At 38.6% G+C, this 21,612-nt stretch carries 18 protein-coding genes, 1 tRNA gene and 1 pseudogene; 13 read left to right on the plus strand and 7 right to left on the minus strand.

The features are described 5' to 3' along the window. Window positions 1-45 precede the first annotated feature (45 nt). The 4 genes from F957_RS03340 (at window position 46) to rpmE (ending at window position 4,150) form a co-directional block, all read left to right on the plus strand. On the plus strand, window positions 46-2,199 hold the full coding sequence (locus tag F957_RS03340; RefSeq protein ID WP_016660554.1) for an AmpG family muropeptide MFS transporter: 2,154 nt from the start codon (window positions 46-48) through the stop codon (window positions 2,197-2,199). Between the two features lie 20 nt (window positions 2,200-2,219). Beyond that, window positions 2,220-2,621, plus strand: a complete 402-nt coding sequence (gene gloA / locus F957_RS03335) for a lactoylglutathione lyase (protein ID WP_004808260.1) — start codon at window positions 2,220-2,222, stop codon at window positions 2,619-2,621. A gap of 136 nt (window positions 2,622-2,757) precedes the next feature. After that, complete coding sequence (locus F957_RS03330; protein WP_016660555.1) at window positions 2,758-3,726, plus strand: bile acid:sodium symporter family protein; 969 nt, start codon at window positions 2,758-2,760, stop codon at window positions 3,724-3,726. 199 nt (window positions 3,727-3,925) lie between these two features. After that, window positions 3,926-4,150, plus strand: a complete 225-nt coding sequence (rpmE, locus tag F957_RS03325) for a 50S ribosomal protein L31 (RefSeq protein ID WP_005271825.1) — start codon at window positions 3,926-3,928, stop codon at window positions 4,148-4,150. Window positions 4,151-4,241: 91 nt separating this feature from the next. Here the strand turns inward: rpmE and F957_RS03320 are convergent, their stop codons facing one another. From F957_RS03320 to epmB, 3 genes are read right to left on the minus strand one after another with little or no spacing between them, the layout of a single operon-like run. After that, entirely contained in the window at window positions 4,242-6,332 is a 2,091-nt protein-coding gene (locus tag F957_RS03320; protein WP_016543143.1) for an EAL domain-containing protein, read from the minus strand. After that, on the minus strand, window positions 6,314-8,068 hold the full coding sequence (locus tag F957_RS03315; RefSeq protein WP_016543144.1) for a hypothetical protein: 1,755 nt from the start codon (window positions 8,066-8,068) through the stop codon (window positions 6,314-6,316). Before F957_RS03315 ends, F957_RS03320 begins: the two co-directional genes overlap by 19 nt. A gap of 13 nt (window positions 8,069-8,081) precedes the next feature. Further along, window positions 8,082-9,098 (minus strand): EF-P beta-lysylation protein EpmB, encoded by a 1,017-nt coding sequence (gene epmB, locus F957_RS03310; protein ID WP_016543145.1) that lies wholly within the window; start codon window positions 9,096-9,098, stop codon window positions 8,082-8,084. 355 nt (window positions 9,099-9,453) lie between these two features. Between epmB and efp the strand changes: the two genes are divergently transcribed. The 8 genes from efp (at window position 9,454) to F957_RS03270 (ending at window position 17,925) form a co-directional block, all read left to right on the plus strand. Continuing rightward, the gene (gene efp, locus F957_RS03305; protein ID WP_004652839.1) at window positions 9,454-10,023 is read left to right on the plus strand and encodes an elongation factor P; all 570 of its coding nucleotides are present in this window, start codon (window positions 9,454-9,456) and stop codon (window positions 10,021-10,023) included. Between the two features lie 195 nt (window positions 10,024-10,218). Further along, a complete protein-coding gene (locus F957_RS03300) occupies window positions 10,219-12,321 on the plus strand; it encodes a carbon starvation CstA family protein (protein ID WP_016543146.1) in 2,103 nt (700 codons plus the stop codon). A gap of 2 nt (window positions 12,322-12,323) precedes the next feature. Then, window positions 12,324-12,626, plus strand: coding sequence for a YbdD/YjiX family protein (locus F957_RS03295; RefSeq protein WP_004770453.1), 303 nt, complete (start codon window positions 12,324-12,326; stop codon window positions 12,624-12,626). Window positions 12,627-12,704: 78 nt separating this feature from the next. Continuing rightward, on the plus strand, window positions 12,705-13,664 hold the full coding sequence (locus tag F957_RS03290) for an AAA family ATPase (protein WP_016660556.1): 960 nt from the start codon (window positions 12,705-12,707) through the stop codon (window positions 13,662-13,664). A 14-nt stretch (window positions 13,665-13,678) separates the two neighbouring features. Next, window positions 13,679-14,596 (plus strand): DUF58 domain-containing protein, encoded by a 918-nt coding sequence (locus tag F957_RS03285; protein WP_016543148.1) that lies wholly within the window; start codon window positions 13,679-13,681, stop codon window positions 14,594-14,596. A gap of 2 nt (window positions 14,597-14,598) precedes the next feature. After that, a complete protein-coding gene (locus F957_RS03280; protein ID WP_016543149.1) occupies window positions 14,599-16,584 on the plus strand; it encodes a transglutaminase TgpA family protein in 1,986 nt (661 codons plus the stop codon). 35 nt (window positions 16,585-16,619) lie between these two features. Next, window positions 16,620-16,696 (plus strand) — tRNA-Val (locus F957_RS03275). A 206-nt stretch (window positions 16,697-16,902) separates the two neighbouring features. Continuing rightward, the gene (locus F957_RS03270) at window positions 16,903-17,925 is read left to right on the plus strand and encodes a tyrosine-type recombinase/integrase (RefSeq protein ID WP_016543150.1); all 1,023 of its coding nucleotides are present in this window, start codon (window positions 16,903-16,905) and stop codon (window positions 17,923-17,925) included. 24 nt (window positions 17,926-17,949) lie between these two features. On the opposite strand, the gene F957_RS03265 is transcribed toward F957_RS03270, so the two are convergent. Beyond that, entirely contained in the window at window positions 17,950-18,252 is a 303-nt protein-coding gene (locus F957_RS03265; RefSeq protein ID WP_008941996.1) for a hypothetical protein, read from the minus strand. Between the two features lie 253 nt (window positions 18,253-18,505). Further along, window positions 18,506-19,201, minus strand: a complete 696-nt coding sequence (locus F957_RS03260; RefSeq protein WP_016543151.1) for a hypothetical protein — start codon at window positions 19,199-19,201, stop codon at window positions 18,506-18,508. A 502-nt stretch (window positions 19,202-19,703) separates the two neighbouring features. On the opposite strand from F957_RS03260, the gene F957_RS03255 reads away from it, so the two are divergent. After that, window positions 19,704-20,651 (plus strand): MobA/MobL family protein, encoded by a 948-nt coding sequence (locus F957_RS03255; RefSeq protein ID WP_016543152.1) that lies wholly within the window; start codon window positions 19,704-19,706, stop codon window positions 20,649-20,651. A gap of 92 nt (window positions 20,652-20,743) precedes the next feature. On the opposite strand, the pseudogene F957_RS03250 reads toward F957_RS03255, so the two are convergent. Then, window positions 20,744-21,319 (minus strand): annotated as a pseudogene (locus F957_RS03250) (hypothetical protein); the annotation flags it as partial. Window positions 21,320-21,471: 152 nt separating this feature from the next. Continuing rightward, on the minus strand, window positions 21,472-21,597 hold the full coding sequence (locus tag F957_RS21700; RefSeq protein WP_228128566.1) for a helix-turn-helix domain-containing protein: 126 nt from the start codon (window positions 21,595-21,597) through the stop codon (window positions 21,472-21,474). Between the last annotated feature and the right edge of the window lie 15 nt (window positions 21,598-21,612).

The following is a 21,612-nucleotide window of genomic DNA, read 5'->3' on the forward strand; positions in this document are numbered from 1 at the left end:
ACGATTGAATAAGCACATTCATAGATTATTGGAAAATAACAACGAATGAGTGTTGAATCGAAAGGGTGGAAAAGCTCCTTTATGGCTTTTCTAGATCGCCGTGCAATTATAATGTTGTTTTTAGGCTTCTCATCGGGAATCCCAATTTTTTTGATTTTTTCAACCTTATCTTTTTGGTTGACTGAAGCTGGAATTAACCGAAGTACGATTACAATGTTTTCTTGGGCAGCGTTGGCTTATTCATTTAAGTTCATATGGGCTCCTTTAATAGACAAACTACCGCTTCCATATCTAACAAAAAAAATGGGACTAAGACGTAGTTGGCTGTTGGTGTCGCAGCTTTTGGTTATTTGTGCCATTTGTATGATGGCTATGACCAATCCATTGCCGAATACATCTGACTTTGGGTCATTTTCGAATCTAACGATTATGGCTGGCGCTGCTATTTTTCTTGGTTTTTCTTCTGCAACACAAGATATTATTGTAGATGCTTATCGTATTGAGTTAACAGAAGATCCTAATATACAGACTGTTTTGGCTTCAACATATAATGCAGGTTATCGCACAGCCACAATTATTACCCAGTTGGGGGCATTATTATTTGCGGCCTCGTTAGGTACAGCAGTTGGTAATTATATTTATGAAGCATGGCGAACGACCTACCTTTTGATGGCGGGTTTAATGGTCATTGGTATTATCACAACGCTATTGATTCATGAGCCTCAAGTTAAGCGTATTCAACACCATTATCACGCGAAAGATTATGCCCAGTTATTTTCAGTTTTTATTGTTTCAACGATCGTCTTTGCAACTAGTTTTTATCACATTGGGTTGATTTTTGACTCGTTTTCTATTCAAGATGCTTTCTTGAGCTTTATTCTTCTAGTAATTAAATTTTTAATTAGTATTTCAATTGCTGTTGTTGCAATTTTAGGGCTAATTAAGTTTGGCCTAATTAATAAGACGATTGTAGTTGAAACATGGTTAGCACCATTATTAGACTTTTTTAAACGATATGGAATAAAAGTTGCCTTAGCTATTTTACTATTGATCGGCTTCTATCGTATTTCTGATGTCGTTGCTGGGGTCATGGCGAACTTGTTCTATCTAGACTTAAATTTTGATAAAGAAGAAATTGCTTGGTTCAATAAGTTTTTTGCAATCTTCTTTGTTATTTTAGGGGGCTTTTTAGGTGGGATGTTAGCCCAGCGTTATAACATTATGAAAATGATGTTGTTAGGTGCAATTCTTGCTAGTACGACCAATTTGATTTTTGTTGGCTTAGTAAAGTCTGGTGCAACTATGCAGGATGTTCAGGTCAATGTTGGTGGTCAAGTCTACACTGCAACGCCTGATGAGGTTGGGAATTGGTCACTAAAATTTCCAGGCAATACTGTAACAGGCCAAAATGAGATCTCTATTGTTTCACAACCGAAAGGGTATGATAAACCTTTACAAATCTCTCTCCCATTAAAAGTCTTTAAATCAGGAGACCAACCAGATCTTTATACTCAAGCAATTGGTGGGGATAATCTTCTATATAAAGATGAGTTGTTGAAAGACGTCATTATTCATGGTGCTTTATTAAACTTGCCTGAAAATGGGCAACTAAAATCCGTCAGTATTTTATTGAACCCACAAAATCGAGTGGAAGCTAAAATAAAAAATACAGATTGGAGTGTTGTTGTTCCTGGAAGTGAACTGGCTAAGCTAAATGAAATACAGGTTGAGGCGAGCTTTGAGGCTAACCAGCATGTACAGACTTTAACCCAGACCCATCGTTATCAAAAACAGCTCTCAGAAAGTCAACCACGTTATCGCATGAACTTATCTGATATTCCCGCAATTCCTGTTGATAAAAATTCGGATATCGAATTAAAAGGAAAAGTAGTCGTACCTTATAGTAAAGCTTGGCTAGTGATGGGGATCATTTTTGATAACTTGGCCTCAGGTTTGGCTGGGGCGGTTTTTATTGCATTTCTTTCTAGTTTGACCAGCGTTTCTTTTACAGCTATGCAATATGCTATTTTTAGTTCATTAATGCTGATTTTGCCTAAAACGATTGGTGGGTACTCAGGTACAATAGTGAATCATATTGGCTATTCAGGCTTTTTTACGGTTACATTTTTGATGGGTTTGCCAATTTTAATTCTCGTGATATGGGTTGGTAAATTGTTGACAAAGCAATCATCAGAATAAGCATTTCCTAGGAGATATATATGCGCATGTTACATACGATGCTACGAGTAGGTAATTTAGAACAATCTTTGAAGTTCTACACTGAGGTACTTGGTATGAAATTGCTACGCCAACGTGATTACGAAGAAGGGCGTTTTACCTTGGCTTTCGTGGGCTACGGTGATGAAGAAAACAATACTGTGCTTGAGCTTACGCATAACTGGGACACAGCCAGCTATGATTTAGGCAATGCTTATGGTCATATCGCCATTGGTGTAGATGATGCTTATAAAGCATGTGAAGAGATTAAAGCACGAGGTGGTAAAGTTGTACGTGAAGCGGGTCCAATGAAAGGCGGTGTGACTGTGATTGCCTTTGTTGAAGATCCAGATGGTTATAAAGTTGAATTGATTCAACAGGATCAAAATGCACGTAATAATTAATCTTTGGTCTATTTAGTCCAAGATTTCTAATCTAAAGCCCTAGCTTTATTTATATAGCCCAGTATGATGAGTCGATCAAATGGTCAACAAGTCATACTGGGCTTTATAGTTCTTAGAGAATAGATAGGGATAAGTTATGTTGAAATTATTGGCATTGGACCGCTTTACACTATTATTGGTTGCAATGGTAGCGCTGGCGACTTTCTTGCCAGTCTCGGGGCAGATTGCGCATTATTTTAATATTCTCACCACCGTCGCAATTGCAATACTTTTCTTCTTACATGGGGCGAAACTGTCACGTGAGGCGGTGCTGGAAGGAATGATGCATTGGAAAATGCATGCGCTGGTGTTTGCTTTTACTTTCGCAATTTTCCCTGTCATTGGGTTACTCGCTCGACCTGTGTTGGAACCAATGTTAGGGCAGCAGTTGTATTGGGGCTTCCTGTTTATGTGCTTCTTGCCATCCACAGTACAATCCTCTATTGCATTTACCTCGATGGCCAAGGGGAATGTGGCTGCTGCAGTCTGTAGTGCTTCCTTTTCCAATATTATCGGGATGTTCATTACCCCAATTTTGGTGAGTTATTTTATCTTAGGTCAAAGTCAACATGGCTTTGATCCAACCAAATCAATTATTCAAATCACTTTGTTATTGTTGGTTCCTTTTATTCTGGGTCAACTGCTTCGACCTTATGTTTTCCCTTATATGGTTAAAGTGCCAAGTATTGTGAAAGCGTTTGATCAGGGATCAATCTTAATGGTGGTCTATGGGGCATTTAGTAGTGCCGTGGTAGCAGGTTTATGGCATCAGGTCAGTGGTTTAACCTTGTTGTATTTGGTGCTTGCCTGTTCGGTGTTATTGACCATCGTGATGCTGCTTGCTTTGTATATCCCTAAATGGTTGGGCTTTAATCATGCTGACCAAGTCACGATCTTCTTCTGTAGTTCCAAGAAAACCTTGGCGAGTGGGGTACCCATGGCACAAATCCTGTTCATTGGACAGCCATTAGGGATGATTGTGCTGCCGATTATGATTTTTCATCAAATCCAGCTGATGGTCTGTGGCATGATTGCGAACCACTGGTCAAAATCAAATCAGGAATAGTTCGCAAAATTAAATTTTTTGACGTATAATGCTTGCCACTTGTTGGCTTTGCTCTGACCGTTAGCGTCTCGGTGGGTCAAAAGAAATGGTCTGTTGTGGTGTTGATCTGCAAGTGTGAAAATACTTTGCTTTCCTCAAATTGAGAGTGATCAATTGCGATAACAGCTTAAGCCTTTCTTACTAAATAGGAGCATCGACCATGCGCGCCGATATTCACCCTAAATATGAAAACTTAGTTGCTACTTGTTCATGTGGTAACGTAATCGAAACTCGTTCTGCTCTTGGTAAAGAAACGATTTACCTTGACGTATGTTCAGCTTGCCACCCATTCTATACTGGTAAACAAAAGAATGTGGATACAGGCGGCCGTATCGACAAATTCAAACAACGTTTCTCTGGTATGTCACGTTCTATCAAACGTTAATATCAAGAAAGAAAAAAACGGGCATTTTGCCCGTTTTTTTGTGCCTATATTTTTATCGATATAATGTATATAGACAGCGATGTACAAGACCTTATTGGTCTTGTACATCGGTTAAACGATCAAGTTTTTTCTGGAAATAGTTCCCTTGTAAGAAACGAGCTTCAACATTCCAGGCATTGGCAAACAGGTTCATGTCATTCAATTCCATTAAGAAAATTTCCACTGGCTTTTGACCAATAAAATGCAGGATTTTTTCTTGTAAGTTTGCCATGTCTTTTTCAGAGGCGAGCATTTTGGTCAATTTGCCATGTAGACTTAAATATTGAGCATCAATCTGCTGCAGCATTGAATCACTATAGAGTGAATCACCGAAACCACGAATCGAAACTTCAGCGCCATGTTGACGCAGTAAAGCAATTTGTGGCTGTGCTTGTGACAGGTTCTGTTGCAGTGCTTGTTCAGAGAATTGCAAAATCAATGGGTGTGCTTGTTTACTGCCAATAATAGTCAGTAATTTGGCGACCAATTCTGGCAATTTTTTATCATTTAATAAGACATGATGGTTTAGATTTACAATCAGTTTGGCCTTCGGATATTGAGTAATAAAGTTATGCAATTGTTTGCAGGCTTCGACCAAAATCCAGCGATCAAGTTGAACCGAGAGCTCAACATCATCTTTAAGATCAGTCAGATCACTTAAGTCTTGCCATTGATTGTTATAGATAAAGCCGCCAGAGACCTCATAGGTATGCGTATGTTGATCTTGTTTATCATAAAGTTGTTGATATTTAAGGTGGATATCACTTGCATCCAGTTTCTGTTTAAGCTCTTGCAATAGGCTCAACTGGACTTTTGTTGGAATGTGTTCGGTTGTTAAACCAATATCAGTATCAATTTTTGGACTGTTAAATACGGGTAAAGTCGCAGAAAATGCCTTGCTCAGCACTTGTTCAAAAATGGCTTCATCTGGTATAGCTTGAGCGAGTTCACAATAGCCTAATTTAAGATGTAAAGGGAAGGTGTGTTGAGCTGTCGCTAAAAGTTGTGGTTTCTGTAAGCTATTTAAACCGATCAGCAGTGAATTTAAAACATTCTTGGATTCAGCTTGGAACAATGCAACATAGAGTGTGCTATCGACTTGATAAACAGGAACACTCACTTGCTCTTTGATAAAGTTTTGGATGTTGGCAAAATAAGTTTTGCTGCTACGCCAATCACTTTGAAAAACCTCATTTGGACAACTGCTCAAGCTAAACAGCACAACTGCATTGGCATTGGCTGGATGATTGGTCAGTTGTCGATTAATCTGTTGTAACGCGCTACTGATGCTTGATACTTTTTCAGATGGAACGGCGGCTGTGGGCACAGTTGTCGCTTGAGATGGTGATCCGCATTCAATATTGAGCTGAATTTCTTCTTCATTGCCTGAAGGTAAAAATTCAATGTGTAGTGGATTATTTTTTACGGTTGCGTTTTGGGTACGTAGCTCAAAACGTCCTTGCTCAAACTGACCTTGAGAAATCTTCTTAAAGCGCAGCTTAAATTGGGCTAAATCTTCAGGTTGCAACACATCGAGAATCGGTAAGCCAATCAGTTCATCTTCACTCGCAAATCCAAATAAGTTGGCATATTCCGTATTGGCACTGATGTGAATACCTTCTTGTAAAATCGCAACAGCTTTATGCGTCTCGGCGACTAAGGATTGAGCTTGCGTTTGTGCTGCTTCTAGTTCATTTAGCAAGCGGTGTTCAGCTTGAACCAGACGGCTATAAGACAATGCACGGATCATGCTGATATAGAAAGTTTCAGGTACTTTGAGATTCAAAACATCATAGATGCCTTTATGAATATAAGTCTGAAATTGATCAGCATTATAGTCATCAGGTTGTAGTAACAACACGGGTAGGCTTGGTTGTGATGAAGCTTGAATCAAGGATAAGGTTTGTTCGATTTTTAGGTCATAAGCACGACCAAAAATCACAATATCCCAGGGTAAATTCAACTGCTTTTCAAATGTTTTAAGATCATCCAATAAGGTGGCCTTGATTTGATGATCTTGTGCATTAAATATCGCGGCAATCTGATTATAACGAAGTTGGTTATCGTCGATAATTAGTAAACGGGTCTCTGTCCGTTTGAGTTTTTTAGAGAGTAAAGAATTTCTCACTTCAATGCTTCCCATAAATCTTGATCAATTGTGTCCATATTTTTTTGTGCCATATATTTTTGAAGAACAGGTAGTTCCTCATCATTTAGCAGTTCAAACTCAAATTGAACAAAACTTTGGGTAATTAATTGTGCGTTTAATAAATACACTTTGACTTCCTCTTTCCCCAATCTTAAATGAACGGCTTGGTGTTCTCTAAAAATTTGTGAACCTGGTAAAATTAAAGTTGTTTTTGTTTCATCCAGATTTTGGTTTTTTAATAAAAGTGTTGGATGATAATTGCTGATATGTCGGTCCGCCTGTATGCGAACAGCACAAGGGAAGATCTCTTGTGCCAATACTTCTAAACCGAGTTCCAGACTTTTCTCGCTCGATTGTTTGAGCCAACGAATTACGCCTCCACGCCAATGCCCATGTGATGTTTCTTTAACTAAAATGTATTCGCCTGTTCGTAGATTTTTTGGCGCTTCGCCAGACCACTTAATACGATAACCGTTGACACTGATATCCAGAATATCTGCTTGATAAACGGCTTTGCTTTCACGACTTAAACGTTGAATCGCAGACTCTTGATTGTCAGAGGCGCTTTTTTTGTCCCAAGCAGACATAAATTTCGATTCATTTTGTAGACCATAACTATGATCTAGCAATAAAGTCTCTGCGAAATTCTTGGCTTTAGATAGATAGAAGTGTGCCGTCAGTAAACCAAAGCAAATATGCAGTTGCGCTGAGTATTCATAACGCTCATGACGGCGTTCGGCGGTTGTGCCTAAGATGGTTTGCACATGAAATTTAAGCGCAGGGGTTAAATAAATTTTTTCATTTTTAGAAATATATTCCGCATTTTTGTGTAAGGTTGCCGTGACATGGTCGAGTAGGCTATGGGTACTGATAAAAATATTCGGATTAAAGCCAGAGCTTTGTTTTTTATTATAAATGGGTGGATGGTCTTTGCTGGTATCCACCACATACTTGGTTAAATCAGTTTCTTTAGCCAAGATTTGAACCATTTTGGCCCAGTCAAAACTACACTGAAATAATGCCTGTATTTCAGATTGACGAATTTGATTGGTATTAAAAATATCCATCAAAATCAATTGTGCATAGGCTTGAGTAATATTGCTGACGGAGCTTGGTTTGCCTTGGGCCTGATCCACGTTAGTATGCTGGTATTTGTGCATTACAGCAGCATCATAAAGTTGATGAGCGATTAACCACTGTCCTGCAACAGGCTCGCTATACAACATATGTTGTTGATAGAGTAATTGAGTCAGTTGCTGCAAAGATTGGAAAGTCGCAAGTGTTCTGGCCGTTTGTAGATTCTTCTTTTGATTTAGGGCGAAAATAGAAAATTTTTGTTGATCAAGTTGGTCATTGCTACGACGTACGATATTGATATAAATAGCAGCAAAGTAACAACGCAATAGCATTGCCAATTCAATGATATGCTCATTACGGTCAGAGCTGATTACACCTTGATTAAAAAAGTTTTTTTCTAGGCTACCCAAAACATTTTCAATGGTTGGATGCAGAACTTGAATTAAATCAAATCTTAAAGTTTCAGCACATTCTAATTCACTCAGCTCTAATAAAGCAGCAAACAGTGCTTTGGAGGTATCGCCCAATTGCATGATGGACAGGTTGGAAATCCATTCATTCAGGCTTTTTGAATTGGTATCGCAAAAACTCAGTTTGTCTCGTCTTAAGACCGTTGGAATTTGAAAAATATCCGAAAAAGCATTATTCATCATTGTGTTATCAATCTCAGAACGTTTGAACCCCAAAAAGCGGTGTTTTATTTTTTTCGCCCGCAATTTCCCTGACGAGTTTTGGGACGAGATATCCGGGTAAACTCGCTAATACATCACTGTATATTTGATCTATCTCTGAAGATCTTAAATCAAAATGCTGAGCACCTTTGACTTTATCTAAAACATGAAGGTAATAGGGCATTACTCGTGCGTCAAATAAACGGTGACTCAAGTCATTTAAAGTTTCTGCAGCATCATTCACACCTTTCAGTAAAACCGCCTGATTGAGCACGGTAATATGGTGAAGTGATAACTGTAATAACTTCGAGCAAGTGAAATCATCGAGTTCAGCTGCGTGGTTTGAGTGTACCACTACTACAATGCGTAGCCTACTGTTTTTTAATATAGAAATAAGCTCTTCATCAATACGATTTGGGATCACAATCGGAACCCGTGAATGAATTCTCAGTATCTTGATCTGAGGGAGAGATGCTAGACGTTCTAGCCACAAAGAAATTTTTCGATTGTTCAGCGTCAGTGGATCACCACCACTTAAAATCACTTCATTGATTTGCGGATTTTGCTCAATATATTGCTTGATATTGATCCAGTCGTCATTTTTAGGCAGATTCTCCTGATAGGGAAAATGACGACGGAAACAATAGCGACAGTGAATCGCACAGGCACCAGTTAAGGTCAGCAAAAAACGCGATTGATATTTGTGTAAAACCCCAGCCATTTGATTGGCTGCTTCTTCGCCTAGCGGGTCAGTAACAAATTCAGGATGTTGTTCCAGTTCGAGATGATGTGGTAAGACTTGCAGTAGCAGAGGGTCGAATGGATCTCCGACGGTCATTTTTCCGACGAATACACGCGGGACGCGCAATTTAAACTGTTCAGAGGCGAGGATTGCCCCTGATAATAGTTGATCGGTAGATAACTCAAGCAGATTTAACAGCTCTAAAGGATCAGTAATTAGATCACTGAGTTGTGATTGCCAGTTTTGCTCTTGATGTAAATAGTTTATCATGCCATACGTTAAAAATAGTGTTAGTGTCACACCTGTGCGTGTAGTCTAACATTGGGGCTTGTTTAACGTTCATATATGATTGCGTTATTGGCTAAAATTTAATCAGGCGAGGCGTGAAACGCGGGGAATGGCTATTCCCTTGCCAAGTTTCATAACGAAGTATGAGGGAATTTTAGTCATAACCCTGCGGGACAGGGATGTTTTTTGTCGCTACTGCGTTATGTATGGTTTATTTAGAATAACTAAATTTCACCATCCATGCCTTTATCGTCGGAAAAATCTCCTCTGTCGTAACCAGATATGAATGTTAAACAAGCCCATAAGATTTGAGTTTTAAGTTTGGAGTGCGCCTTTCATGGCCTATTATTCTACTAATGATTTTAAAGCAGGCCTTAAGGTTATGCTTGATGGCAACCCATGTTCAATCATGGAAAATGAATATGTAAAACCAGGTAAGGGTCAAGCATTTAACCGTGTGAAATTACGTAACCTTCGCTCTGGTAAAGTATTAGAAAAAACTTTCAAGTCAGGTGACTCTTTAGAAGCAGCTGATATTGTAGAAGTTGAAATGGATTACCTCTACAACGATGGCGAAATGTGGAACTTCATGGATCCTGTATCTTTCGAGCAAATCGCTGCTGATAAAACAGCAATGGGTGATGCTGCGAAATGGTTAAAAGACGATTCTAATGAAAAATGTACGATCATGTTATTCAATGGCGTACCTTTAACTGTAAGCCCACCGAACTTCGTTGTGCTCAAAATTGTTGAAACTGATCCAGGTGTTCGTGGTGATACTTCTGGCGGTGGCGGTAAGCCTGCGAAACTTGAAACAGGTGCTGTGGTACGTGTTCCATTATTCGTACAGCAAGAAGAAAGCGTTCGTGTAGACACACGTACTGGTGACTACCTAGAACGTGCATAATTGTGAATGAGTGGCAGAGCTACTCAAGACATACAATTATCGAAGGGATGATTAAACAATCATCCCTTTTTTTATGCCAAAGTATTAGATAAATAATTGAAGCTAGAAGGTAAACTTACAAAGATATTTCTTCTACAGAAAATATGGAAAGGGAAATCTAAATAACCACGCGTTATGTATTTGAGAGGTTTTTGAATGGAGACAACACAAGCAAAGTCATCACTTCCCTCAAAACTCCTATGGAGTTTGGTTGCCATCGTCGGGGCAATTTCATTTGGGATATTGGCGGTGAGTCGTGGTGAGCATGTCAATGCAGTCTGGTTGGTTCTTGCGGCGGTCTGTGTATATAGCATTGCATATCGGTTCTACAGTTTATTTATTGCAAACAAAGTTTTTGAATTAAATCCTAAACGGTTAACTCCAGCACATCGCCTTGCTGACGGTCTGGATTATGTTCCGACCAATAAATTCGTTTTATTCGGTCATCACTTTGCCGCGATTGCGGGTGCAGGGCCTTTAGTCGGTCCAATTCTCGCAGCACAAATGGGTTATTTACCTGGAACGATCTGGCTCTTGGTCGGTGTGGTGATTGCGGGTGCGGTACAAGATTTTCTGGTTCTATTTATCTCAACGCGCCGAGATGGCCGCTCTTTGGGTGAAATGGCGAAACAGGAGCTCGGTACTTTTGCAGGTGTGATTGTCATGCTGGGTACGTTGGGTGTGATGATCATTATCCTTGCGGTACTCGCATTGGTCGTCGTGAAAGCCTTGGCACATAGCCCATGGGGGGTATTCAGTATTGCAGCCACCATTCCTATTGCATTATTCATGGGCATTTACATGCGTTATCTACGCCCAGGAAAAATTGCAGAGGTATCCATCATCGGTTTTGTACTAATGATGGCGGCGATTGTCTATGGTGGTGATGTTGCAAAAGATCCATATTGGGGGCAGTTATTTACCCTCAGTGGTACTCAATTGACATGGGCCTTAATTATTTATGGTTTTATCGCCTCTGTTTTACCGGTTTGGTTGTTATTAGCACCGCGTGACTACTTATCGACTTTCCTTAAAATTGGTGTGATTGCAGGCTTGGCGATCGGGATTATCTTTGCGATGCCTGATCTGAAAATGCCAGCAGTGACCCACTTTGTTGATGGTACTGGTCCTGTATTTGCAGGTAGTTTATTTCCTTTCTTGTTTATTACCATCGCCTGTGGTGCGATTTCAGGTTTCCATGCCTTAGTTGCATCTGGTACAACGCCTAAATTGGTCGATAACGAAGTCAATATTCGTATGATTGGTTATGGTGGTATGTTGATGGAGTCTTTTGTCGGCATCATGGCCATGATCTGTGCGACAGTACTTGATCCAGGGATTTACTTTGCGATTAATGCGCCAGCAGCAGTTTTAGGGACCTCGGTTGAGACCGCAGCGGAAGCAGTGCGTAATCTTGGTTTCGTGGTGAGTCCAGAAATGTTGACCTTATTGGCTCAGGAAGTCGGTGAGAGTTCAATCCTGTCTCGTACTGGTGGTGCGCCTACATTTGCAATTGGTATGGCACATATCATTTCAGAGATTTTCAACAACCGCTCAATGATGGCATTTTGGTATCACTTTGCGATTCTGTTTGAAGCCTTATTCATTTTGACTGCAGTCGATGCAGGAACACGTGCATGTCGTTTCATGGTGCAAGATACTGTGGGTATCGTGGTACCAGCGATTAAACAATCGAGCTCATTTTTTGGGAATTTGGTCGGAACGTTTGTCGCGGTAGCTGGTTGGGGCTTCTTTGTTTACCAAGGGGTGGTTGACCCACTTGGCGGAATTAACTCCTTGTGGCCGTTATTTGGTATTGGTAACCAAATCTTGGCATCCATGGCCTTGATCTTGGGTACAGTTATTCTATTCAAGATGAAAAAAGAGAAGTATGTTTGGGTCACGATTGTCCCGACGATTTTCTTATTCATTACCTCGATGACGGCGGGTTGGCAAAAGATTTTCCATGAAAATCCAAAAATTGGCTTCCTTGCGCAAGCGAATCGTTTCTCGGATGCAATTGCCCGTGGTGAGGTGCTTGCACCAGCCAAAACCGTTGCTGAAATGCAAACCATTGTGATGTCGAATCAGATCAATGCAGCACTCTGTGGCTTCTTTATGATCGTCGCAATTGTGATGGTGATTGCTTCGATTGGCATTATACGTAGAGCATTGGCAAGCCCAACACCAACCGTGAACGAAGCACCAGCTGTTTATTCAGAAACCCCAATGACTGCGAATAGCATCAAAGGAGAGTAAGTATGGACTTTAAAATTGCTCGACAAGGCAGTGCGGTGATTGTGAAAATTATTAAATTCACCATCATGTCGCAAAAACATTTGCTTTTATCACCGAAGAATTGGTCACGGATTGCTGTGTTATGGCAACGTTTGCAGCAAAGTTTTCGTCTAATGGTTGGTGTGCCTGATTATGAAACTTATGTGCAGCATATGAAAGCGCATCATCCTGATCTAACACCAATGGACGCCAAGACTTTTTATCGTCATTGTATTGATGCGCGTTATCCTTCAGCGGGCGGTAATATGAAAAAATGCCCTTGCTAGAAATCAATTGATTTCGTTGAAAAAAAACCAAAACAGTGTATGTTGAAACATGCACTGTTTTATTTTGGGGAGAGGATGATGTGGGGCATGCAGCAGACTTCGGTTCAGCACAAAAAACAACAAAACCAAGCATTAGAACAAGATATTCAAAGTTTTGCACAGAAGATTGAACACTTTTTAATTGAAGTGAATCAGCTTATTTTGGATAAGCCACAACAGACCAAACTGGCTTTGACCTGTCTATTGGCTGGTGGACATGTATTGTTTGAAGATCTACCTGGATTGGGGAAAACCACCTTAGCCAGTGCCTTGGCGCGTCTAGCGGGATTGCACTTTCAGCGTATTCAATTTACCAATGATATGTTGGCCAGCGACGTCATTGGGATCAATATTTTTAATCAAAAAGAACATGTATTTGAGTTTAAACAAGGCCCTGTTTTTACTCAAATCTTACTTGCTGATGAAATTAACCGCTGTAGTCCTAAAACCCAAAGTGCATTACTTGAAGCGATGGAAGAAGGGGCTGTTACCGTAGATGGCGTGCATTATGAGTTGCCGCAACCCTTTTGGGTGTTGGCCACGCAAAATCCACTGTTTCAAAGTGGAACTTATGCATTGCCAGAGTCTCAACTAGACCGCTTTTTGATGCGGTTGTCTCTGGGTTATCCATCTCGTCAAGCAGAAAAGCTACTCCTACAACAAAGCTCACGCCAAGTCCTGATTCATCAATTAGATGCGGTCTTTACCCAAGCCGATATTTTACATTTACGTGAGTTGGCAAAGCAGATTTTCTTGAGCGATGTCATCCTTAATTATATTTTAGATTTGGCTGCTGAAACGCGTAAGCAAAGACATGGCTTATCTACCCGTGGCGTGTTGGCATTAAAGGCCGCAGCACAAGCCTATGCGTTGGTTGAAGGACGCAGCTTTGTTACGACTGATGATGTGCAAACCGTATTTGTCGCTGTTACGGCACATCGTCTTGGTCTAGGCGATGCGGAGGTAAAACAGATTTTGCAGTCGGTTGAAGCATTGTAAGTGAGTACAGACCTATGCAAACTGGACTCAAACAGCAACTCAGCCAATGGATTGCCAAACGATTTCAAGTGGATCAGAGCAAAACCTTGCGACAAAAAGATGTATTGGTTTTTATCTATAAACAGGGTTTTTTGTATTTAATCCTCATTTTGATTACCTTTATTGCTGGCATTAACTATGCCAATAACCTGATTTTAGGGTTCTGCTTTTTAATCAGTGCCATCCTGTGCATTAGTTTTTACCTGACCTTCAAACAATTACATGATCTGCAAATCGATCTTGTCCCTCCTGAAGTGGGGCAGGTTGATCAAGTGCTCAGTTTAAAGTTGCTCATTAAACAATCCGTTGCTTCGGCACGCTATCTACGAATTCAATGGCAAGCTCGAGAACAATTGATTTATATCGATCAAACTCAACACAGTGTTGAATTACCTTTTATTGCAGAAAAGCGCGGACTTTATGAATTTGAGACCATTAAAATTTATTCGACTTATCCTCTTGGTTTAGTCCGTGCTTGGACTTATTTATCGCCAAAACAAAAAGTCTGGATTGCCCCCAAAGCCTATGACTGGCAGAAAGAACACAAAAACCAAGCAACTTCTGCTCAAGATAGTTTAGATGAGTTTAAAGAACTTCGAGGCTTTCAACACGGTGATTCCTATCAGAATGTCGCATGGAAACAGGTTGCACGTGGGCAGGGATTTCTGATCAAAATGTTTGAGGCACAAGCCAATCACCAGCATCTTGAAATTGACTATCAGCAGATTCCCGCACAAAGTCATGAAGATAAAGTGAGTTTTATGATGGGTTTGGTCGAGCAATGCGAACAATTGGGTGATGATTATGCCTTAATTTTACCGCAGACACGTTTGGAGCGCGGACAAGGACAATCCCAGTTGATTAAAGCAAAACTTTTATTGGCGCAGGCGTAGTCATGAGTAAGCAAATCTATTTCTGTGTTTTAGCTGTCTTGGCGCTTGTGCTGGTTGGGCAAGCTGCTTTCGCACCTGCCGTTTTAACGGGCGTATGGGCAGTGGTTTGGCTGCTATTGCTTCGAAGATATCGTCAACAAAGCTGGGCGCCTTTTCCAAAATGGTTCTTGCTGATTTTTATTTTGTTGTGTTTAGGTTTGCTTTATCTTAACTATCAAACCTTATTGGGTATAGAAGCGGGTGTTGCCTTTTTAAGTACCTGTTTGTTTGCCAAGTGTTTGGAAGCGAAAACCACCCGTGATGTATTAATCATCTTTAATTTTGCCTTATTCGTCAGTGCGAGTTTGTTATTACATAGCCAAGCGTTTTGGATGGCTGTGATTGTACTTACTGTATTCGTAATGTGTTTACTGGGGCTGTATCGCATACAGACAGGGTTATTTAATCAAACGAAATTATCATCCAATCAATTTAAACAAGATATTCAGCAAATTTTTAAATTTGTTGGAATAGCAGTTCCTTTCTTTCTGATCTTATTTATTTTCTTTCCGCGTTTACCACCACTATGGGCGATTCCAATTCAGAGTAATCAGGCCATTACAGGAATCAGTGATCGCATGTCACCTGGGGATATTGCACAGTTATCGCAATCTTCGGCTTTGGCGTTTCGGGTTGTGGCGAATATGTCGCAATTTCCAAGTCGATCAGAGCTGTACTGGCGAGCTTTAGTCTTGGATCAGTATGATGGGGTCACATGGACCAGTAGTTTTTTTAATCAGCAGGTTAAAAATGTGCAGTCCACATCAAGAAGTGTGCCTTATCAATATTTAGCGGCGGATGAGCATGCCAACTGGATTATGGGCTTGGAATACTCGATTCCACAGGAGCGCTATTTGCAGTTGTATCAAGATAATAGTATTCGCCCAACTCAATTGGTTAAGCGTAACGTACCCATACAAATGCTGTGGTTGGGAAGGATGTCTGGTGAAGCGGTAGTCTTATCACCGAGCGAAGTGGCGTTAAATCTCAAATTTGACCCAGATCGAGATGTAAAAGCCCAGCAATTGGCATATGTGCTTTTTGAGCAAAGTCAAAAACAACCTGAAAAGTATTTACAATCCGTTCTTGCTTGGTATCGAAAAAATGGCTTTGTTTATACCTTGGCACCAGGAATATTGGGTGGTGATCGTATTGATCAGTTCTTGTTTGCTAGTCGCAAAGGCTTTTGTGAGCACTATGCCTCAAGCTTTGTGATGTTGATGCGTTATGCCGGCATTCCTGCACGTGTAGTGACTGGCTATCAAGGTGGGCAATTGGCACCCGATGGACAAAGTTGGGAAGTTCGTCAACTGGATGCACATGCTTGGAGTGAAGTCTATCTCAATGGGAAATGGCAGAGAATAGACCCAACTGCCATGATTGCACCGCAACGGATTGATACTGGCATGCAAGATTATTTGGTACAAGATCAGAGTATATGGGGAGATGAGACTAAGGCTTGGCGTTTACAACAGTTTAAGTTTCTAAACAATATGCGGATTTGGAGTGACTACTTAAGCTATCAATGGCAAAGCAAAGTTGTCGGTTATGATGCAGAAAAACAGAAAAACTGGTTGTCTCGCTTAGGGTTAGATTCAAGTTATGCTTATGTGATTGTTTTGATCGTGAGTATTGGCACGATTTTAGTGATTTATGTGGGGATTTATTGGTGGCGACAAAGAGGGCATCAAACAGATTACCAAAGGGCTGTATTCAAATTTCAAAAGAAACTGCCCAAAAATTTATATAAGCAGCCGGCAGAGACTTTTCAGGTATGGATGCAGCGTTTAGCAAGTCAGCTTGAAAACAAACAGGTATTTGAACAAGCGATTGTGTTATATCAAAAAATTGTTTTTTTAGAGCAGCAGGATGGTGCAAATATTGAAGAATTTAAGCGCTTGCTTAAAGACTGTGCGATCGCATTAAGACAGTCACAAAAAAACTTGTGAAGCTGATAAAAAATGAATATCATGCTTCTCATTCTAGGTGTATAGCTCAGTTGGTTAGAGCGCTACGTTGACATCGTAGAGGTCAGCAGTTCGAGTCTGCTTATACCTACCAAAATTTTATACTTAATTATCAAGTAGTTAAGTCGCTAAAATTAAGGTAATTTAAGAGTTTTTAATGCTAAATTGGTCAGCTTGATGGTTTAAAATCGTCAAAATCTGCGTCAAAAACACCTTATTATTTCCGTTTTAGCACCAAAACGCCCCCAAGTTTACACTTGGGTTTTGTGTTTGGTGCTGCTACGACACCAAGGTGGATTTATGCAAAAACCAGTGAAGCGCGGCAATGCTTGGCGTATTCAAGTACGCTATAAAAATCTTAGAGACAGTGTCACACGTGATACTGCACGAGAGTGTGAACAATGGGCTGCTATTCGTTTACTTGAAATGAAAGCTGAGTATGATCCTAAAAAAACTCAGATGCAAAAACCATATTTTTCATTCTTTGTCCTTTGTCAGAAATATTATGATGAAGTTGGATATAAGAAAAGAGGTAAATCCTTTATAAAGCAACAAATAAAAAGAGAAACATTTAAAAATTATTTTGGTGAACTTGCTGAAAAGTCAATTTATGAAATTAAACCTATTGACGTAAAAAAATGGCGAGATAAACGTTTAGAGAAAGTCGCACCTGGGACAGTACATCGACAAATGTGTTTATACACATCAGTTTTTAATTACGCCAAAAATGAACTTTTCTTGATTGAAGACAATCCATTCGCACAGGTCACTAAGCCAACTAAGCCTCCCGCCCGTAATCGACTAATAAGTCATAGTGAAATTGAAATCATACTTAAGGCGCTTAATTATAAAATTGGAACAAGGCCACAAACACCAAGACAGTATGTTGCATGGACTTTTCTTTTTGCGATTGAAACTGCTATGAGAAAAGGGGAGATTCTAGGGATTACGTGTAACAATATCTATCCTGACTACATACATTTGCCAATCACAAAAAATGGTGATGCTCGTGATGTTCCCTTATCTAAAGAAGCCCGTGATCTTCTAAACCTTATCCCTTACATGGATAGAGTAAAATTAATTCCACATAATTCAAATTCATTTAGATTAATTTGGCAAAGAGCAATTGGGAAAACAGAATTGCATAATGTAGTTCATTTTCATGATACACGGCATGAAGCTATTACTCGATTTGTGAATAAACGCAAATTACCTGTGGAAATCTTGGCTAAAGTTACAGGACATAGGGATATTAAAACTCTGATTAATACATATTATAATCCGACCGCTTCAGACATTGCTAAAATGATGAACGCATCTTAAATAAAATAGGGAGCAATTGCTCCCTTATTTCTTTCGATGTGCGCCACGTCTACTGGTGACATTAAAATTCTCTAAAATTGGTATGACTTCTTTCGGATCGTAAAGATGTTTAGTATCAGTACCTCTGTTAAAAATTCTCAATTTTTCAATAAGTGCTTTGCGCGAGATACTAAATCTTTCTTGTAACCACGCTGCATCTACACGGTTGGGTAGTTGCTCTGTTTTAAGTTCAATGACTTTCCCGACTTTTGGAATAGTATCATTTAGGAAAACTTGTGGAGGTTCATCAGATTCAATCACCATGACATATTTGTTTATAATTCCCATATTATTTCCAATTAAAAAAATAGATTTAAAAATAATTGCAGAGGGTCAGCAATACAATTACTTATAAAATATAATTTAACAAATTAATTAAAAAAAAGATGAGATATGTTTAAAAAATCAAAAAAAAGACTTATTTTTTTTATTATATCAGTAAATAATCTTTTGTTCGTTGTTGGTAATAACAACGTCGACTGCTTAGCTCATCTAAAATAAATGAGTTAACGTATACTGCTTTATCTTTTAATTTTATTGTTTATTTTTTAAAAGGATTTTTAGGATCAGATAAAATCGCGTTTTTCTTGTCGTTAAAGCTTCTACCTTGCTCTGAAAATTTAAATTCTTTGATTTCTGATTCTAAAAACAGCTCTTTTCTAAAATAATTTTTTATTTGATAAAGCTCTATCATTTTAAGTGTATTCTCAAGATAATTCATTTCAATATTTTGTGATTTAAAAAATGATATAAGCACACTTCCAAGAAAAAATTTCTCATGATTCTCTTGCTTTCGATCTTTTATCTTTTGTTTTACTTGTCTATAAGAACTATGAAATGAATTTTTGATTTCATCATGTGCTTTTTGTTTTATTAAATCAGGAACTCTTCGATTGTAGTTTTTTAGCATCCTTAAGGCTATTTTTAATCTTTCATCAGTCTGAGAGAAAGGGTCTTCATATCCACTAAAATCAACAATGTCTTTTTCAATATCAGAGCGATCACTTTTTTTGATTGAGCAGATAGTGTCCATTACTTCTTCTAATCTATTTAATTCTAAAACTTTATGATATTTATTCCTCAAATTTTTAATGTCTTCTTCTGTAAATTGATTTGCAGTTTTTGATCGAATCAATTGTAGTATTAACTCATCTGAATGAGTGCGTCTTGCTATCTGTTTTAAGTGCTTTTCAACACTTAAAATCATTTCATCTACTGTTAATCTAGTTCTAGCCATTTTTAAACCATCTGCATTTAAGAAAATGTTGGTATATCACAGAGTCTAAAAAAAAATCGTCATAAGTTGAGGTTTTCAAAAAAAACTACTCTTCTGTTAGTTTTAACTGTTAATTTATGGCTGTTAATGGTGGGGCAGATAAAAAATCTTTTTTGCGAATGCAAAAAAGATTTTTTATATCTCGTTTCCGTGTCTTTTAAATTTCGCTTCGCTCGCTTTAAAAGACACTTCTCCTCGTGCTGCGCAGCACTTTTAGTTTTAAGCAATTGATTATTATATAATTTATGCGTTACTCATGTTTTAGATTTACTGTTTCTACATACAAACAAAACACACAACTAAGTTATTGTTTTTATTATACAAATTGAAATTATGGGAGTGGTATTGCTCATGCGTTTTAATTGAAAAATATTTTTTTTCATTTTTCTTCACGAAACGAATCATGAATTTTTAAAATTTTGTAGGATCCGATATCCCAGTTAAATTAATATCGGAAGTAAAAATGTATTATTTTCATTTAAGTCACAACGTTAAAGGTGATAGTCAAATAAAATTGAGTGATGGTGATTCAAAGTGTCGACTCTCAAAAAGTGCATATCACTATATTACGCGTACTTTATATTTTTCAAAGCATAAAAGTGACATTGAAGAGCTTGAATATTGTGCATCCTATAATATGCCGATTTGGTCTGAAAATAATCCTGAAAAGTTTTGGTATGCAGCTGATCAATATACAAGTGAGACTAGACGAACCTCATCACATATTACAATCGCTTTGCCAAAAGAACTGGATAAAAATCGCCGTATAGAGTTGTCTGAAAGATTAATGTATGAATTTTGTGGTCAATATAAAATGCCATCAACAATCGCAATTCATAATCATGTGGCTGCGCTCGATGGGCAGTCAGAACAGCCACATTTACATTTATTATTTTCAGAAAAAAGTATGTTGGATAATATTCAACGTTCCCCCGAGCAGTTCTTTAAGCAATATCGTCAAAAAAATCCTGAAAAAGGAGGTGCATTAAAAATCACGGCTGATGTGCTTGGATTCGGTCGTAATATATTATTTCATTACCGAACACAAACTGAAAAAATAATAAATGAATTTTTAGAAAAATATGCGCCCACAAAAATTATAGAAATTCATGGTATGGAAATCGAAGTGAGCAGTGCAGTATCGTGCTTATCTAATGAAGATTATAATAAAAAACATGGAACCAATTTAAAAGATGTCCCACAAATTCCGAGGTCGTTACTCTATAGCACTGATCCTGAAGATCAAGATAAGGTAGCAGAATATAGAAAGAACATTTGGCAAATACGTCAAAACAACTTATGCGAACGCTATAAAAATGAGTATGAATTAGCCTTAGTTAGAAAACGTGAACAGGAAAACCAGAATAGACCACAACTTGTTCAATCTAAAAAATTTGATTTTGACTTCTAATATGTATTAGTTCAGCCTTTAATTAAATCAGTTGATCTGTCTATATACTTTCTATGGACGGATCAACTGAATTGGTCTTAGTGCAATTTGACCTATTTCTTAAAATAGTTTTCCATCTGTAATTGTTCAAGCGTATGCCATTGATAACGCTCATGTCCTGCAAAATTTTGTTTGATATATACAATATGTTGAAGAATTCGCTTCTGATACTTTAACAGTTGTTGAATACGCTGATCATCATAATCAATATCTACCCGTTGTTGCCGCAGTGCTTGATAAAAGCAGCGGTAGTCCATATCCATATTTTTTAATATTTCCTTGGATGCCGCAGGGTGGAGTGGTTGGCTTAATCCAACTATTGAATAAGATTCACGCGTGACAAAGTCGGGGCTTATAAGGGATTCCTTTGCCACTTTTAATGTTGGTTCAAATCTATTTGATCTAACCTTGATATTTTGAAATGCCTGTTGAATCGAATTAATTAGTGCACTCGGTTGAATAGTATGTGCTGGTGCTGGCTTCTGCAAGCTGGGTGCAGCGACTGGAGCAAAAATGGGTGATTTCACTTTAGCCTGATGATCTTGTTGACTGTCGACTTTGATGAATTGTTTGAGTTTCTTATAGTTAATCGTATAGAAATTGGTTTGCAGCCTGTGATTGGACAATAAAAACTTAAACTGGACATTAAAGTCCTAAACTTTAACAATATAGTTGTAAACTAGGAGAGTTTTAAAAATGTCAAATTTTACATTTGAACCTGAAATTTTTGTGGTCAAAGGACATGGTTGGGGTCGTCTCAGGAAACGGAAAATATAGCACGCTAAGGATTTTCACTCCGACTTCTTTTAACGATATCCAACACGGTATTTTTGCTTAGATTGACCAGCCGACCGACTTGTCGATAAGAGTGTCCAGCAGACACCAACTCCAACACTTTAGGTGCCAGACGATCTGACTTGGT

It is taken from the genome of Acinetobacter gyllenbergii CIP 110306 = MTCC 11365, assembly GCF_000413855.1.
Classification (GTDB): Bacteria; Pseudomonadota; Gammaproteobacteria; order Pseudomonadales; family Moraxellaceae; genus Acinetobacter; species Acinetobacter gyllenbergii.